The sequence below is a fragment of the Calditrichota bacterium genome, from assembly GCA_016867835.1.
In the GTDB taxonomy this organism is placed as follows: Bacteria; Electryoneota; AABM5-125-24; order Hatepunaeales; family Hatepunaeaceae; genus VGIQ01.
The window spans coordinates 1-17,781 of sequence record VGIQ01000052.1; the positions used below are offsets into that span (position 1 = coordinate 1).

13 protein-coding genes are annotated in these 17,781 nt (G+C 59.7%); all 13 read left to right on the forward strand.

All coding sequences use genetic code 11. The features are described from left to right. Positions 1–129 precede the first annotated feature (129 nt). Positions 130–1,218 (forward strand): DUF4837 family protein, encoded by a 1,089-nt coding sequence (locus tag FJY67_06895; GenBank protein MBM3329182.1) that lies wholly within the window; start codon positions 130–132, stop codon positions 1,216–1,218. 185 nt (positions 1,219–1,403) lie between these two features. After that, entirely contained in the window at positions 1,404–1,883 is a 480-nt protein-coding gene (gene purE, locus FJY67_06900; GenBank protein MBM3329183.1) for a 5-(carboxyamino)imidazole ribonucleotide mutase, read from the forward strand. After that, positions 1,880–2,794, forward strand: coding sequence for a dTDP-4-dehydrorhamnose reductase (rfbD, locus tag FJY67_06905; protein ID MBM3329184.1), 915 nt, complete (start codon positions 1,880–1,882; stop codon positions 2,792–2,794). The genes purE and rfbD overlap by 4 nt, the downstream gene beginning before the upstream one ends. Continuing rightward, on the forward strand, positions 2,794–3,585 hold the full coding sequence (locus FJY67_06910; GenBank protein ID MBM3329185.1) for a polyprenol monophosphomannose synthase: 792 nt from the start codon (positions 2,794–2,796) through the stop codon (positions 3,583–3,585). Before rfbD ends, FJY67_06910 begins: the two co-directional genes overlap by 1 nt. Then, positions 3,533–5,221, forward strand: a complete 1,689-nt coding sequence (locus FJY67_06915) for a glycosyltransferase (protein ID MBM3329186.1) — start codon at positions 3,533–3,535, stop codon at positions 5,219–5,221. The genes FJY67_06910 and FJY67_06915 overlap by 53 nt, the downstream gene beginning before the upstream one ends. A gap of 1 nt (position 5,222) precedes the next feature. Continuing rightward, the gene (locus FJY67_06920) at positions 5,223–6,182 is read left to right on the forward strand and encodes an acetyl-CoA carboxylase carboxyltransferase subunit alpha (GenBank protein MBM3329187.1); all 960 of its coding nucleotides are present in this window, start codon (positions 5,223–5,225) and stop codon (positions 6,180–6,182) included. Further along, a complete protein-coding gene (locus tag FJY67_06925) occupies positions 6,167–6,595 on the forward strand; it encodes an acyl-CoA thioesterase (protein ID MBM3329188.1) in 429 nt (142 codons plus the stop codon). The genes FJY67_06920 and FJY67_06925 overlap by 16 nt, the downstream gene beginning before the upstream one ends. 78 nt (positions 6,596–6,673) lie before the next feature. Then, on the forward strand, positions 6,674–6,841 hold the full coding sequence (locus FJY67_06930) for a Trm112 family protein (protein MBM3329189.1): 168 nt from the start codon (positions 6,674–6,676) through the stop codon (positions 6,839–6,841). Positions 6,842–7,059: 218 nt separating this feature from the next. Next, positions 7,060–10,908, forward strand: a complete 3,849-nt coding sequence (gene porU / locus FJY67_06935) for a type IX secretion system sortase PorU (GenBank protein ID MBM3329190.1) — start codon at positions 7,060–7,062, stop codon at positions 10,906–10,908. 95 nt (positions 10,909–11,003) lie between these two features. Continuing rightward, a complete protein-coding gene (locus tag FJY67_06940) occupies positions 11,004–12,023 on the forward strand; it encodes a UPF0164 family protein (GenBank protein MBM3329191.1) in 1,020 nt (339 codons plus the stop codon). Between the two features lie 163 nt (positions 12,024–12,186). Continuing rightward, entirely contained in the window at positions 12,187–15,420 is a 3,234-nt protein-coding gene (locus FJY67_06945; protein MBM3329192.1) for a hypothetical protein, read from the forward strand. Next, positions 15,421–15,957 (forward strand): hypothetical protein, encoded by a 537-nt coding sequence (locus FJY67_06950; protein ID MBM3329193.1) that lies wholly within the window; start codon positions 15,421–15,423, stop codon positions 15,955–15,957. A 6-nt stretch (positions 15,958–15,963) separates the two neighbouring features. Then, positions 15,964–17,781: biopolymer transporter Tol (locus FJY67_06955; GenBank protein ID MBM3329194.1), on the forward strand; the 1,818-nt coding region annotated here is incomplete at its 3' end.

Consider the following 17,781-nt stretch of genomic DNA (forward strand, 5'->3'; position numbering starts at 1 on the left):
AAAGCTGTTGGTTCGCTATGAGAAGAGAACAGCAAGCTATGTGGCCCTAGCGCAATTGGCTTGCGCCATCATTGCCTACAGAAAAGTAGGCGTTATTTACGGATAAACACTAAGAATGCAGAACGTAGAATGAAGAACGTAAAATGTAGAATGCAGAATGCAGAATGCATGGTGCGGAGGAATTTCCACGATTTTCCTTACTCGCTTCGTGCTTTTCGTTCTACATTTTTCATTCTTCATTCAGCATTCAGCATTCTACATTTCGGCTGCTCGACCAAGCCCTATTCATCGGGCGAGCCGGGCGGCCTGGTGGTAGTGGCTGACGAGTTCGACCGGCCGGTAATTCGAGGGGCGGTCGAGCGAACCTTCGGGCGGGAGATCGAGACCCCTCAGGGCGAGCCTCACTTTCGGATCGAGTGGATCGATGCCGGACGGATCGGCGACCGCAGCCGCTCCCCGATCCTGTTGATGGCTGCGACGACCGATGGCGAAGGTCCAACTGCTGAAATGGTGCGCAAGATGCTCACCGGTTCTGTCGCAGAGGGAGTCGCGGCAGGCGATTACCTTGTCTTCCGACGCGAAGACCCCTGGGCTCGCGACCAACTCCTCCTGATGCTGGTCGGCCGCTCCCGCCGCGAATTAGGCGACCGGGCGGGCGCATGGTGCGACTCACTCTACCGCTGGGCTTACGACTTCGAGATGCGCCGGACGACTAGATCGCTCTTCCGCCGCGGTGAACAGACCGCCCTCGCCGCGGAACTCGAGCGGCGCTACGGCTTTCGCCTCCGCATTCAGCACGACTATCTCCTCGCCGAAGAGAACGACTCGCTCCAATTCGTCCGGCTCCTGCGGCACTATCCCGACCGCTGGCTCACGGTCGCCTGGGGCGACTTGGATTCCCTTACGCTATTGACGCCGCTCTTCGTCTTCGACCGCCGGCGGACGATCGGGAACACCTTCCTTGATCCCGTCGTTCAGTATGAAGAGCGAATGCGTGCCGACCGATCCCGGCTTGGCAATCGAGACGCCATTCTCATTCGGGGGCTTTGGGCGACGGTCGATCCGACCGGCGGAGGCCCGTTCTTCAGTTATGCCATAGCCGATTCGAGCCGGAATCGGTATTATATTATCGACGGCGCCGTCTTTGCGCCGGGCGAGCCGAAGATGCCCTTCCTGTGGCAACTCGACGCCATCGCCCGGACCTTTGAGCCCAGGTAGCCGTCGTCCGCTACGCGATTTTAAGGGGTGTAAGGCATGGCGTCACCCTGAACGAAGTGAAGGGTCTCGTCCGGACGGGATGCTTCGCTTCGCTCAGCTTGACAATCTCCGTTTCCAGACGATACAGAAATCTACACCAAGTATGGACGCAATGTGAGAGAGGGAAGACTTTGACAGATAGGAATATGGCCGCACCACGGGTCCTCGTCCTGACCGGATCTCCAAATGACCTTCCGCTGATGCAGGCGGGGCAGGAATATTTCGACTACTTCGGCATCACCGTTGAGTTTGTCGTCTCGTCCGCGCACCGCAACCCGGATCAGACGGCGAAGTTGGCAGCGCAGGCGCGCAGCAATGGCTATGGAGCCGTCGTTTGCGCGGCGGGAATGGCCGCGCATCTGGCCGGAGTCGTCGCGGCTCACTCCGACCTGCCGGTGATCGGCGTCCCGTTGCCGGGAGGTATCTCCGACGGCCTCGACGCCCTCCTGGCAACGGTGCAGATGCCGGCCGGCGTCCCGGTGGCAACGCTCGCCGTCGGCAAAGCCGGAGCCGTCAATGCCGCCGTCTTATGCGCGCGCATCTTTAGTCTGACCGATCCGGCAATTCACGAACGACTTCAGTCCTTCATTGCGAACGGAGCCAAACTGCCCAAGCCGGCCGGATGAAGGTCTTAATCACCGGCTCGGCAGGGATGCTCGGCCAGAAATTGCTGACGACCCTGTCGGGTGATCTCTATGCCTTGACCGGCTGCGACCTCGCGCCGGCTCCGCCGGTCGAGGAAGTTCCCTGCCACTACCTGCAACTTGATGTAACCGACCGCAAACAGACCATCGCGGAAGTGAAGGCTATCGCACCAGCGGTCATCGTCCATACCGCCGCGATGACCAACGTCGATGCCTGCGAAACGCGCCGTGAAGAGTGCTGGCGCAGCAACGTCTATGCGACCGAGAACGTCGCCCTCGCCGGCCGTCTGGTCGGGGCGCGGATCATCTACATTTCCACCGACTATGTCTTCGACGGTCGCGCCGGGCCCTACGATGAAGAAGCCCGACCCAATCCCGTAAGTTATTACGGCAAGTCGAAACTGGCCGGTGAGAACGTCATCCGCGGCAACTCCGGCGAGTGGACCATCGTCCGGACCATCGTTCTCTATGGCTACGGACGCGACGCCCGGGCGAGTTTCATCACCTGGCTCCTGGGCGAACTGCGCGCCGGGCGCCCGGTCAAGATCGTCGATGACCAATGGGGCAACACAACCATCGCCGATGACCTCGCCGCCGCCATAGACCGGATCATCCTGCTGCAGAAGAGCGGCCTCTACCATGTTGGTGGGGCAGGTTTTTCGACGCGCTATGAGTTTGCTCTCACTGCAGCGCGCGTCTTTGGCCTCGACGAATCGCTCATTCATCCCATCACTACCGAGTCGCTCGCTCAACCGGCCAAGCGTCCGCTCCGATCGGGATTGATGACTCAGAAGGCCGAGGAGGAACTTTTTCTCACCTTTCGCACGGCGGAGGATTCGCTCCGTCTCTACCGCGAACAGGAAGCGCAGGGCGCTCTGAAGGGGGTATTCTGATGCCTTCATCTTCGACACCGGATCCGCGGCCGGAGATTCCCGGACGAGTGCTTGTCATCATACCGACCTACAACGAACGCGAGAACATCCCGGAAGTGCTGCGGCGGACGCTGGCGCAGCCCGCTGACCTTGACATTCTGATCGTCGATGACAACTCCCCGGACGGCACCGGCGATATGGTGGCAGAGATGATGGGAACTGAGCCGCGCCTGAAATTGCTGCGACGGCCCGGCAAATTAGGGCTTGGCACGGCTTACATCGCCGGCTTTCGGTTTGCCCTCGAGAATGGCTACCGCTATATCTTCGAAATGGACGCCGACCTATCGCACGATCCGGATGAAATTCCCCGCTTCCTGACCGCGGCTCAGGAGGCGCATCTGGTGATAGGATCGCGTTACATCAACGGCGTCAACGTCGTCAACTGGCCGCTCTCGAGGCTGCTCCTCTCGTATTTTGCTTCGCTCTACACCCGGATTGTAACCGGCCTGCCGGTGCGCGACGCCACCAGCGGCTACAAATGCTACCGGCGTGAACTGCTCGCCGCGCTCGATCTGAGCGGCATCCGCACCAGCGGCTATGGCTTTCAAGTCGAGATGAAGTGGCGCGCCTGGACGGGCGGCTTCCGCATTCGCGAAGTTCCGATCACCTTTGTCGATCGCACCGTCGGCAAGTCAAAAATGTCGAAGGCAATTGTCCGCGAGGCGATGATTCTGGTCGGAAAACTGGGACTGAAGGGCTTTGTTCGTCGGTTCCAACTCAGGAAGCGGAGTGGCTGGCAGCCGATCGATTGACCTCTCGGTCGTCATCGTCAATTACAATGTGCGGCCGTTTCTTGAGCAGTGCCTGCGGTCGCTCTATGCAGCATCGAGCGGCCTCACGGTCGAAGTCTTCGTCGTCGATAACGCCTCCCGGGACGACTCGGCAGTCTATATCCGCGATCACTTCCCCTCGGTTCAACTGCTCGTCAACGACTCCAACCTCGGCTTTGGCCGTGCCAACAATCAAGCCTTGCAGTTGGCTTCAGGCAGGTATTTATTAATCCTCAACCCCGATACCCTGCTCTCTGAGGATACGCTCACTGCGATGATCGACTATCTGGATCGACATCCTGAGGTCGGTGCCGCGGGACCAAAAATACTCGACCGCTATGGCCGGTTCGATCGCTCCTCCAAGCGGGGTTTGCCGACGCCCTGGGTGGCGTTCTGCAAACTGGCCGGCCTATCGGCGCTCTTTCCCCGCAGCCGTCTATTCGGCAGATACGAACTGCTCTACCTTGACCCCGACCAGCCGGCTCGCATCGATGCGCTCGCCGGATCGGCGATGTTTGTCCGGCGGGAGGCTTATGCTGCGACTGGCGGATTCGACGAAGACTACTTTATGTATGGGGAAGACATAGACTGGTCGTATCGCATTGCCCGGGCGGGCTGGAAAGTGCATTATGCGCCGGTTGCGCGGATCATTCACTTTCGCGGCGAGTCCACCCGGCGCAGCGATTTCGACCGCGACCGGGCTTTCTACGGTGCGATGCAACTCTTCGTTGCCAAGCACTTTCACGGGCGCTATCCGGCAGTGACGCGAATCTGGCTCGCGCTCGGCATCCGCATCGCCGAGATCATCGCTCGAGTAAGCAGGTTGTCCGGGCTTCTAATCTGGCCGTTGCTCGATTGGAGCGGGCTGTTCGGCGTCTTGCTCCTGGCCCGCTATGTCCGGTGGGGAATCGTCAATCTCACCCCGCCGGTGGCCTTTTCGCTCCTCATCCAATCGCTGACGACGGTGCTCTGCATCGCCGCTTTCGGAGGCTACCGCCGGCGTCGCGGTGAAGCCACGCCGCTGGCGCAGGGTGTCCTGCTCGGCTTCTTCATCAACAGTTCCTTCACCTTCTTTTTCCCTCAGTATGCCTACTCGCGCTTCGTAACGCTCTTTGGACTGGTGGTCGGCGGTTCGTATATTGGGCTTTGGCGGTTGCTTCTGCACCGGTTTCTGCGCAGCGGCCTCTGGCGGAGGTTCTTTCGCCGCAAGGCGCTCGTCGTCGGCTGCGGGCGGGTCGGTCGCGAGGTTGCCTCCCGGCTGGTGAGGGACTCCGATGCGCCTTACCTGTGCGCCGGGTTCATCGATCCCGACGGGGAAGCGACCGGCTCGATCATCGACAGCCTGCCGGTTCTCGGCGCTTCCTACGATCTGGCTCGCATTTCTCGTCAGGAGGGGATCGAGGAGATCATCTTCGCGCCCGACCAGACGGACTACAACCGAATAGTTGCCATGGTCGGTGCGCTCGACGCCCGCTATCAGGTCAATTTCAAGGTCATCACATCCGAAGCCCTGACCTCGACATCGCTCCCCCTGCCGCAGTTGACGGCGCACCACCTTGCGCCGCGCCGTCCGGCCGGCATCGTCCGAAAAGTCGCATCGCTCCTGACCGGAAGGTGATATGAACCGGTTTATCCTCGACTTCGAGAAGCCGATTCAGGAACTTCAAGCCAAGATAGACGAACTCGAGATGCTTGCGCGCAGCGGACAGATCGGCATCGACGGCGAACTGAAGCGGCTTCGTGCCAAAGCCGGAAAGTTGCGCGAGGAGATCTACTCCCGCCTGACCCGGTGGCAGTGCGTCCAACTGGCGCGCCATCCGCACCGGCCTTATGCCCTCGACTACATCAAGGCGATTGTGCAGGATTTCGTCGAACTTCAAGGCGACCGCCGGTTTCGGGACGATCCCTCAATCGTCGCCGGCTTTGGGCGATGGGACGGCCGCTCGGCAGCAATTATCGGGCATCAGAAGGGACGCGGCACCCGCGATAACCTGTTGCGCAACTTCGGAATGCCGCATCCGGAGGGCTATCGCAAAGCCCTTCGCGTTATGAAGACCGCCGCCCGATTCGGGTTGCCAGTAGTCACGCTCATCGATACTCCCGGCGCCTATCCCGGGCTCGGCGCCGAAGAGCGCGGCCAGGCTCAAGCCATCGCCGAAAACCTTTACGAAATGGCGCAACTGGAGCGCCCCATCGTCGCGGTGGTGATCGGCGAAGGCGGTTCCGGCGGCGCGTTAGCGCTTGGCGTCGCCGACCGCGTCCTGATGCTGCAATATTCCATCTACTCGGTCATCAGCCCCGAGGGTTGCGCTTCGATCCTCTACCGGGATGCCTCGAAAGCCCAACTTGCAGCCGAAGCGCTCAAGTTGACCTCATCCGACCTGCTTGAGAATGGCTTGATCGACTCGGTTATCCCCGAGCCGCTCGGCGGAGCGCACAATGACCCGGCGGCGACGGCGTCGTCCGTCGCGGAGGCCGTCTCAACAGCGCTCGGTGAACTTGAGCCGCTGCCTTCGGCTGAACTTATCGATAGACGGATTGAGAAATTCCGGCGGATGGGTCGTTGGATCGAGGAGTAGTTTGGGGGGAACCGGTTCGGGTCCGGGTGCGTTACAGCCAAGTGGACCGCATGGGGCTGCTCTACCATGTTCACTACCTTGAACTCTTCGAGTGGGCGCGGTCGGATTGGGTGCGCAACTGCTACCGTCCCTATAAGGAACTGGAGGACGACGGGCTGACTCTGGTAGCCGTCGAAGCGACCGTCCGTTACCATCGCCCGGCTTATTATGACGACTTGCTGCTGGTTACCGCCCGGCCGCTCGACTGGGGCCGGAGCCGTCTCGAGTTCGACTACCGGATCGCACGGGAAGGCGAACCGGATGCCATTGCCTCCGGCCGGACGGCGCACTGCTTCGTCGGTCGCGAGGGTAAGCCGGTGGCGCTGCCGGTTGACTTCCGACGAATCCTGGAGTCACTCTCTGCGACGACTTGAACCTTTCGCCGGCGACGATGACATCGTAATGTTCGATTCCAAACGTATAACCTATAAATCCAAAGCGATCACCAAGCAATGCCCCTAAGTCAGGATCTACTCGATATCCTCGCCTGCCCCAAGTGCAAGGGCGACCTCGACTACGACGGCGGCAAGGAGACCCTCACCTGTCAGCACTGCCGGCTCATTTACCGTATCGAAGACGGCATCCCTAATATGCTGATCGACGAGGCTGAGTCCTTCTGAGGGCTTGACATCGCGGCGAGCGGCTGCTAACTTTAACTTATGGACGGCGGTGGCTTTTTCACCGCGCGCCTTCGTTCACACTGCAAGGGAGACTGGTTCCTATACCGTTCGTTAGGGGTTTTTAATCTGGCTCGTTGCGGCTTTTCCCAGATGACCCCTAACTCTATCCAGTCCGGGCATCGGCCCGGATTTTTTTGTGGGAACAACCCGGTCTGAACGTGCGCCTACAACACTTGACATATCTGACACTTGTGGCGCTGCTGGGGGGCGTTGGAGTATCTCCGGCGTCTTCACGAGTCGTCGCATCCGACGACCGCGGAGTGGTGATCGAGTGCGCCTTCGAAGTGGCTTCGGTAGGTTCCGACCGGGACGGCGGGCTGGTCCTGCTTCTTGCCGGAGGCGACATCGAGCGTCAGCCAGGCCTGCCCAACGAACCGGTCGTGACGCTGAACGTCGCCGTGCCTCCGGGATCGCGCCCCCGGGTCCGGCTCGTCAGCCGCGAGAGCGGTTCGCGCTATGACGGGCAATTGGCGGTCGAACCGGCTCGCGTGGGTGCCCAACCCACGCCGTTTCGGTTGCCGGAACCGGTTGGTGAGACTGAACTTAGGTCGCTGCTCGGAATCACCTATCTGCGCGTGCCGCTGCGGCCGGCTGTGATGGGCAGCGGGTCATTTGAAGTCGCCCGCCGGATGACCGTTAGAGTTGACTATAACGCACCGCCGCCGCCTGTTGTCTTGCCGCCGGCACGGATCAACAACTTGCACCGCCTCGCGCTTCTAAATCTCGAAAACGCCGCCGGATGGGGCCGTGCGATCACCTCGAACTTCACTGATCCATCCTGGCCGCAAGGGGATATCTACCGCTTCGAGATCGACGAAGAGAGCATCTACCGCCTTTCCTTTGAGGAACTGAAGCGGGGCGGCGTCCAACTGCCGGACGGTGGCGTCGCTTCGGGTTCGATCAAGGTCTATGGTAACGGCGGCGGAGAACTGCCGCTCGACCCGACGGCGACGGCGCCGTTAGGTCTGAGCGAATGCGCGATCTTCGTTGATGATAGGGGTGACGGGCGTTTCGGTCCCGGGGATGAGGTTCTTTTCTATGGCAAGGGTGCCGGCGGCTGGGTGCCTGACACCTCGCGCGGCTTGCGCTTCGATCTGAACCACTATACCGTGCGCAATGTTTACTTCCTGGTCGTAGATCCCTCCGGCGGCGGAAAGCGTATGGAAGGATTGGGCGTCGAACTGCTACCGGTGCGGAGCGAAACCACCGGACGGACACGGGTGCACATCGAGCCGGAGAAGTTCATCTTCGGCATCCGCGACTTTAGGGGGAGCGGGCGGGAGTGGTATGCCTACATGCTGCCGAGTGGAGGCCGCTACAGCCTGACAGCCCACGCGGCTGGAATCGACCTAAGTCAGCCGGCTACCGTTTTCGGACGGGTCGTCCTGCCGACTTTCAGCGGTCTGCACCGGGTGACGGTGACGCTGAATGGCACTTCCCTCGGAGGATTCACACCTGAGGCTTACTCGTCGTTTGGCACCTGGAGTTTTCCAGCCCCACCGGAAGCACTAAGGGAAGGTGGCAACAGCATCGCTTTCAGCCATGCGCCCGGCTCGGGCGAGTCGATGATTGACTGGGTCGATCTGACCTACTTCGGCCAACTTGACCGGCACCGGTTCTTCGATCTAACCTCTACCGTCGGCGCCGTCGAGTATCGCTCGACGGGACTGGCCGATCCCTGGTTTTTCGATGTTACCGACCACGCGAATGTCCGGCAGGTTCGGCGCACGGCAGTAACGATTTTGCAGACCGGTTCTGCAGGGCGTCTGCTCCTGACGACGCGGTCGTCCTTCCGTTCGCCGCCGACCCGGTTCGAAGCATACTTCCCGCCGCCGGCAGACATTGCCGACCCCTGGTCGCGGGCGAACCGGGCCGATGTGATACTGGTAACGCCGGACGCCTACTACGACCTGCTGCCGCCGCTGGTGGAGCATCTGACCCGGCGCGATCCGCCGCTGCGGGCCGTCCGAATGCGGGCCAGCGAGCTATACAATCGGTTCTCGGGCGGTCTTAAGGACCCGGCCGCAATCCGGAACATGCTTCACTATGCCAAAGACTTTTGGGCCACCCCGCCGCGCTATGTGATCTACTGCGGAGACGGAGACTACAACTATCGCGACCTCGATCGCCCCCGTCAGGACGATCTGCTGCCGCCATTCGAGTTGGGAGATCTCTGCAGCGACGACTGGTTCAGCGACTTTACCCCCCGTTCGCAGGACGGCGTGCGCGATCCGCTGCCCGAGATGATTTCGGGCCGGCTGACGGCACAGTCGGCTTATGAACTGTCAGCCATGATCGCCAAGATTGTCGCTTATGACGAAGAGCCAGAGTTCGGCGACTGGCGCAACCGGGCGACAATGGTAGCCGACGATGAGTTTGGCGAATCGTGGAACGGCGAAACCGACCACGTGCGCGACACCGAACTGATCAGTAATAGTTATCTGCCGCCGACGATGGATAAGGTGAAGATCTACCTCACCGAATATGCCCGGCAATGGGGTCGCGAAAAGCCGCAGTCGGGGATCGATCTGGTCAACAGCATCAATCGTGGGACGCTGCTCGTCAATTATATGGGGCACGGCAACCCAACGCTCTGGGCACACGAGCACGTCTTTGTCCAGTCGCGCGACTTTCCGCAAATCGAGCCTTCGAGGCGGCAGGCGCTCTACATTGCCTTCACCTGCGATTGGGCTTATTGGGACGACCCGGCGTCGCAGTCGTTTCCCGAGCAATTGCTGGCGGCGCCGGGCAGAGGCGCCATTATGGCGATTGCCTCGACGCGGCTCACTTATGCCGGGTCGAACCGGAATCTGGCGCTTAACTTTTTCTTGAATCTGTTCCGCGCCGATTCACTGACTCCGGGCGAAGCGCTATGGCTGGGTAAGTATCAATGGCGCGGCAACAACAGCGCGTCGTATCACTTGCTCGGCGATCCGACATTGGCGCTGGCAACGCCGAAACGGAGAGGCAATTTCACCACTCTGACGCCCTATCCGCTTAGGCCGCTCGCGCGGTCATCGGTTGCTGGCGAAGTATTTGGCCGCGACGGCAGGCTCGATCCGTCATTCACCGGGGAACTCTACTTTATCTTGCGCGACGCAGCAGTCCAGCGTCGTTATACTATAATGCTGGACGGCCAACCTTACGCGACCCTCAACTATCTCCTTCCGGGAGTGGCGGTCTATCGCGGCTTTCTCAGCGTTGGCGGCGGGCGGTTCGCGGCCGGCTTTGTGCCGCCGCGGGATGTGACCCTCGGCGGATCGTATGGCCGGGCAGTGGCTTACTATTACGACGGGGAGGTGGACGGCGTCATCGCGCGAGACTCGCTTGCCTATGCACGGGACGTCGCCGAAGATAACGACTCCGAGCCGCCTGAAATACGGGTCTTTTTCGACCATCGCAACTACCGGCCGGGCGACCGGGTCGGTCCCGAACCGCTCCTGATCGTCGAGGTGAGCGACTCGTCAGGCCTCAACCTGACCGGCGCTATGGGGCATGGCATCAACCTGCGCATCGACGGCGGGACACAGCAAGATTTGACGACCGCGTTTCGCTATGAACTCGACAGTTATCAATCGGGCAGTCTTGAGCGCCGCATCGGGCCGCTTAGTCCCGGTCTGCGCCGATTCGAGATCGAAGCCTGGGATGCCTTCAACAACCTTGGCGTGCATACGGTCGATGTCGATATCATCGCTGGAAGCGGCGGGCTGCGAGTCGATAGGGTGCTTAACTGGCCTAATCCGTTCAACCGGACGACCGACCTGACGTTCGTCTTGAGCGAGCCTGCAGACCGATACGAGATCAGGATATTTACCGTCGCCGGCCGTATGATCAGGAAGTTCGATGGTGGTCGCGCGGGACCGGGACAGGTTACCGGAACGATTTGGGATGGCCGCGATCAAGCCGGAAGAGAAGCCGGTAACGGCGTCTATCTCTACAAAGTGATCGCTTACGGCCCGGACGGCGGCTCGGCCGAAGGAATGGGCCGGATTGCGTTCATCCGATAGGAATTAAAGGTTTAAGGAATCAAGGATTTAAGGGATAGTCATTGAGGAAGCAACAACTCTTGAAGCAGTGGGTAGCGCTGACGATCGGCGCTCTGATGGCACTTTCGCCGCTGGCACCGGCTATAGCCGGAGTAGCCGAGGCTACGGTAATCTTCCTGCTCATCTCTCCCGGCGCTCGTGCGGGCGGGATGGGGGAGGCTTTCGTCGCCGTCGCCGACGACGCCACCGCGACCTTCTGGAACCCGGCCGGGCTCGCCTGGCAGAACCGGCGGGAGTTGACCCTGATGCACGTCAATTGGCTCCCGACTTTTCGCCTCTCAGACCTCTACTACGACTTCGTCTCGTATGTCAACAATGTCGAGGACTGGGGGACCTTTGGCCTCAACGTCGTCTTTCTCAACCTTGGCGAGACCGAGCGGCGCGACGAATTGAACACCGACCTCGGCACGTTCAGCACCTATGAGACGGCGATAAGCGGCTCCTACGGAGCCACCGTAACCGACGACCTGGCGCTCGGAATCAACACCAAGTTCATCTACAGCCATCTCGCTGACCGGGGCACCGGCCAGGAGCGCGGATCGGGGACCGCCACCAACTTCGCCGTCGATCTCGGTGTGCTTTACAAGACGGTCGATCCGCTCCTGAACCGCAACCTGAATCTCGGCGCCAACCTCTCGAATCTGGGGCCGAAGATGGCTTATATCGACCGCGCCCAGGCCGATCCGATCCCGACCAACCTGAAGTTCGGCTTTGCGTGGGAACTGGTCAACGACGGTTACAATAAGTTGACCCTCGCCTACGATATGAACAAGTTGCTCGTCCGCAAGCATCCCGACGGCACGACCGACCCGTTTTTCATTGCCCTCTACACCGCCTGGACGGATGAGCCGGTCTTCATCGACATGACTTACAATGTGGGCCTCGAATACTGGTATTCCGATTTGGTGGCGCTCCGGTTCGGTTACTGGAACGACGAGATCGGCAAGGTGAAGCCGCTCACCTATGGCGCATCGTTCAAGGTCTCGACCTACCGCTTCGACTTCAGTTACATCTCGGCCGGCAAGGGACATCCGCTGACCGATACGATGCGGCTCTCGCTGACGATTGGGCTGTAGTGGGCTCAGGGCTTAAGGCTCAAGGCTTAAGGCTCATTGCTCATGAGTCCGCATCATGCTCGCGAATACGCGTAGGGGCGAATCGTTCGCAGGACGATTCTGCCCTGTTGCTTCGGGCACAATGATGCCTGCGGTATCCTCGGTACCTACTTTGCGTCTCCGCGTGAGATTATTCTGCGGTGCGCTGGCAACGTTCCTTGCGGCGCAAATGGCTGTTGCGGAGCCACAGTATTCGCCCCGTCTGCCGCGGCTGCCGGAGCGGTTCCCGGTCGAGGCTGCACCCCGCCGCGATGCGCCGATGCGGGTGCTGGCGCTGCGGGTCGAGTTCGTCCCCGACACACTCGCGACGACCACCGGCGACGGGACCTTCGCCCTATCGAGGTCGCATTCGCTCTACGCGGCCTTTCCGCCGGACGAGGATATCCTCCTCGACCCGTTCCCCCACGATTCGCTCTACTTTGCCGACCAGTTGCGCTTTGCGCAGGACTACTTCCGCCGGATGTCGAACGGCGCGGTCGAACTTGACTGGGATGTCTATCCCGCCGGTGAACGTGCCGCCTACCGCCTGCCACGGCAGATGTGGCAGTATAATTGGAACTCTGGCGACGACCAACTCGACCGGGGTCTGGCGGAGTTGTTTCGAGATGCTGTGATCACCGCCGACCGCGATCCGGCTCTGTTGTGGGCTAACTATGACCTGGTGATCGTCTTTCATGCCGGAGCGGGCCTCGAGTTCGACCTCGGGTTTCGTCTGACGCCGCACGACATTCCTTCGGCCTGGATGGTGCGCGAAGACTTCCGGCGGCAGTTAAACCTTCCCAACGGCATCCCGGTCGATGACGGGGCGCGGTTTGTCAGCAGCGGCCTCATCCTCCCCGAAACGGAGTCCCACGACGGCGTCCAGATCGGAATGGCGGGAGTGGTCTGCCTGCTGATCGGGCACTGGCTCGGCCTTCCGGCGCTCTACGACCGCGATGACGGCAACCCGGTAGTCGGCAAGTGGAGCCTTATGGATCGTGGATTCGGCAATTTCTGGGGGTGCATTCCCGGACCGGTCGATGCCTGGTCGGCTTCCTACAAGGGCTGGCTGACGCTGAACGAGCCATCACCCGGCGGCTGGCAGATCGAATCGCGGTTTGGGCCGTTCGACCGGAGTCCCGAAGATCCGGTCGTCCCGAAGGCTTACCACATACCGATCACTGCAACCGAGTCATTCGTGCTCGAATGTCGCAGCCGGACGGTGAACGGGACCGATACGATGGCTGTCGGCTACGACCGTGACGGGCGCAGGATGCTCTGGTATCGCAACGACTACGGCATCTCGCGGCATCCCGACTATCCCCCCGGCGAGCCGCTGCGGGCGGTGACCCATATCGACAACCTCGAGTTCGACACGCCGGGGGCGGGGATCCTGATCTGGCACCTCGACCTGGGCCTTGCATCGCTTATCTCCGAAGGCCGGTTCAACAGCCTGAAGAGTCCGAAAGGCCTCGATCTTGAGGAGGCCGACGGCGCGCAGGATTTGGGTCAAAACTACCCCTTTCTGACCCCCGGCTGGGGCACCGATTACGGCATCTTCGCCGACGCCTGGTATGGCGACAACCAGTATCACCGCGATGCCAATGACGGACGTCCGGTCATGTTCGGCGACAACACCTACCCCGACAGCCGGTCGAATGCGGGTGCCTTCACGCACATCGCAGTCGATAGTTTTTCGCGGCGCGGGGAGGTGATGGGATTCAGGTTCAATCTGGATTTCAAGCAACCGGGTTTCCCCTTTCTGGCGCCCAAGCCACATTTTTCCGAAAGGCGTTATTCTTATACTGCAACGGGAAACTTCGACGCCGATCCCGACGATGAGATCGTTTATTTCAGCCTCACCGATACCATATTCTTTCTTGACGGAGATGGGACAATCATTCAGCGCTTCATTGACCGAAGAAACTTCGCCGAAGTCGCGCTCAGCAAGCCGTCCGTAGGTGACCTCAACGGCGACGGAATGGATGATGTCTTCACGTATCTGATGCGAGATGATGGGATATGGCAACTCACCGGCTTGATGTCTTCGCCGAATGGCCATCAATTGCAAGTCCTGGATGAGACATTCGTCGATTTCCCAGACTTCTGGGGTAGGACATTAATTGGCGGAAGTAAGACGGATCCCAAGCTGTTTAGTGTATATGACATTTACGTGCAGGGTAACAGCCACAATACTGTGTTCCAGATATTTGACAGCAACCTTCAGTCGCTGCTCTCTGTGCGCTACGCCTGGGGTAGCATTAAGGGCATTTTCCTATTGGGAACAGCCGAATCGGATACGGTTTTGCTTATCATGAATTACTTGGGCACTCAAGGAAGCAGGATAACCGAGTTCTCCAGTGCGGGAGAGTTGCTTGACAGGGAATTTGACAACATCTATTTCGGCAATCCGCAACTTGTCGATCTTGACGCTGACGGCTGGCAGGATATTGTGTTTTCATATCGCGGTATCAATATTATACGGCAGGTTGGACTAAGAACGGGCGAGGCTTTGGAAATCGAGAGTATCACCTCTCCCAGTCTCTTTGAAGAATTCTATAGTAATATTATTGGCTCACTCGATGCAGATGGCGACGGGCGATATGAACTTCTGATCTATGACGAGGGCTCATTCCTGACCCTCAACATTAACGGGACCATGGGGCTAAAGATCGATTCGCCGTGGAAATCAAACGGTAGAATGAATGTGACGGGCTCGCCCCAGGGATTTGGGATATATAAAGATGACATTCGCGGAACTCGCGAGATATTCTTCACCGGAGGACTACGGTCAGCGGAGTCGATTCCTCAAGCGCCGGCAAGTCGTTCGCTATTCGGCTTTTCGTCGCGCGGCACCAAAGCCGCAGGCCTGCCTGTGGCGTTAGGCGAGTCGTCATACTGGTATGGCGATTATATCTACACTCAACTTGATGATGACGAGGCGATCGAGGTCGTCATCAACCGCTCAGATGGCGTTGAGGTGATCGAATTGCCCGGTCGGGGACTGCATCCATGGTGGAGCCAGCAGTATCGCGACAAGCAGAATCGCAACGCCATCTGGGAACCGGCCCGCGCCTTCGTCGCCGCGCCCGGCAGCCCGCTAATCCCGGACGGGCAGTGCTACAACTGGCCCAATCCAGCAGTCGATATGACCGCGATTCGCTATTACTTGAACTTCCCGGCATCGGTGAAGATCGACATCTACGACATCGCCGGCGACCGGGTGAAGACGCTCTACGGGCCGGGGCAGGCCGGACTGCCCAATGAGGTGGTATGGGACGTAACGGGTGTGGCGCGAGGCGGCTATCTGGCGGTAGTCGAAGCGACTGCCGGCGGGCGCTCGGAGCGGCGGGTGGTGAAGATCGCGGTGAAGAAGTGAATTGTTTGCCGCAATTTATTGCGGCCCAATCAAGATAAGCATTGGACATCATCCAGATTGACAGACACTAAAAGAAGACACAAACCCCTGCGACTGCCCGGCTATGATTACCGCAGTCTGGGTGGATATTTTGTGACTATTCGTTTTGACCTTAGAAAAGAGCAGTATTACCCTCTCCTATTTGAGGATTTGAAGGAGTTGGTTGTAAGCACCTTTGAGGAGATTCATCGACGTCACTCTGAATTCGTTTTGGACGAGTGGGTTCTTATGCCTGATCATATTCATTTCATCTGCTTCATAATAGACGACGGAGCATTGGGAAGAGAAGACAAGTCGAATAAGCCGTTGGGCTTGTATATTCGCCAGTTTAAATCGAAAGTCTCTTTCGAAATGAATCGCAAAGATGGAGTTCATTTTGCTTGGAGAGCCAACTTCTATGAGCACATAGTTCGAAGCGAAAAAGCCATTTTCAAAATCAGGGAATACATACAAAATAATCCGCTGTCGCTGGAATTGAAGAATGAAGGGTTAAAGTAAGCCGCAATGAATTGCGGCAAAACTAAAGTGAATCACCATATAATCAAGATCATCGGCTTCGCCTTGCTCGCCGCAATAGATTGCGGCAAACAAGCCTTCGCCCAGTTCGAGCAGTTCAACCACCCCGAACTGGTCTGGCGGACGCTTGAGACCGAGCACCACGTCGTCCACTTTCACGATGGCGCCGAGCGGACGGCGCGCGTCCTGGCCGGCATCGCGGAAGAGGTTTATGAGCCGATCACGACCCTCTATGACTATCGTCCCGACACCAAAGTGCACTGGATCGTCCGCGATCACGACGACTACTCCAACGGCGGCGCCTATTACTACGACAACAAGATCGTCATCTGGGCAACGCCGCTCGATTTCGAACTGCGCGGGACGCACCACTGGCTCTACGACGTCGTTACGCACGAATTCACCCATATGATCCAGTTGGGGGCGTCGCGAAAGGGCCCGCGGTGGCTGCCGGGAGTCTATTTCCAGTACCTCGACTATGAGGATGAACGCCGCCCCGATGTGCTCTACGGCTACCCCAATCGACTCGGCTCGTGGCCAGTTGCGATGACCGTCGTCCCTATGTGGCTCGCCGAAGGCACTGCCCAGTATCAGGCGCGCGGTCTTGGCCACGACTATTGGGACACCCACCGCGATATGATGATCCGGGTGCGGGCGCTCGCAGGAACGCTTCTTTCAAGTGAGGAGATGGACGTCTTCGGTAAGCCGACGCTCGGCTCGGAACTGGTCTATTGCCAGGGCTATGCGCTGACCCGGTTCATCGCCGAAAACTACGGCGACGACGCCCCGGGGCGGCTCGCTGCGGCGCTTCGGTCGCCCGGAGTGTGGGACTTCGACCGCGCCAGCCGCAAGGCGCTCGGCATCAGCGAGAGGCAACTCTACGCCGCGTGGAAGAAGTCCATTACCGATGACTACCGCAGCCGGACGGCGATTATTCGCGATAATCTTGTCGAAGGCCGGGTCGTTCGCGATGAAGGTTCGGGCAACCTCTATCCGGCTTTCTCACCCGACGGCAAGCGGCTGGCCTTCGTCTCGAACCAGGGGAAGGACTTCCTGTCGCAAGGACGCATTGTATTCTACGACCTCGCGAGCGGCAAGTTTACACCATCTGAAGCGCCGGCGTCGGGGCCGTTCGGCTGGTCGCCCGACGGAAAATATCTGGTCTATGCGCGGCAGGACGGACCCAATAGGCAGGGATCGCACTTCGATGACCTCTACCTCTGGGATGTGGATAAGAAGAAGGAAATCCGGCTTACCCGTGATGCGCGGCTCGCTTCACCGGCCTTTTCGCCGGACGGCAGGCGGCTGGTGGCGGTGCACAATAGCGACGGCTCGCTCAATCTGGCGCTGATCGAATTGCCGGAATCGCTCTCCGGCAAGGACGTCTCCCGCGATGTTGTCCATCGCAAGTTGACTGCCTTCGATGATGGACGGCAGGTTTTTCGACCCCGCTTCGCCCCCGACGGCCGGCGGATCGTCTTCGCGATGGCAGACCTCGCGGCGCGCGACCTGATGCAGTACGATCTGGCGACCGGCCGGTTGCATCCGCTGCTCGCCTCCGATGCCGACGAGCGCGATGCGCTCTATTCGCCCGACGGACTTTGGGTCTATTACGTCTCGGACCGGACGGGAATCTACAACCTCTATCGTTTTCACATCGCAGGCGGCGAGCCGGAGGCTCTCTCCAACGTAACCGGCGGGGCGTTTCAGCCCTCGCTCGGTGCCGGCGGGCAGGTCGCCTATGCTTCCTTTGGACCCAACGGCTACGGTATCCATCTATTCGACTCGACGACAACTGTTCCCGAA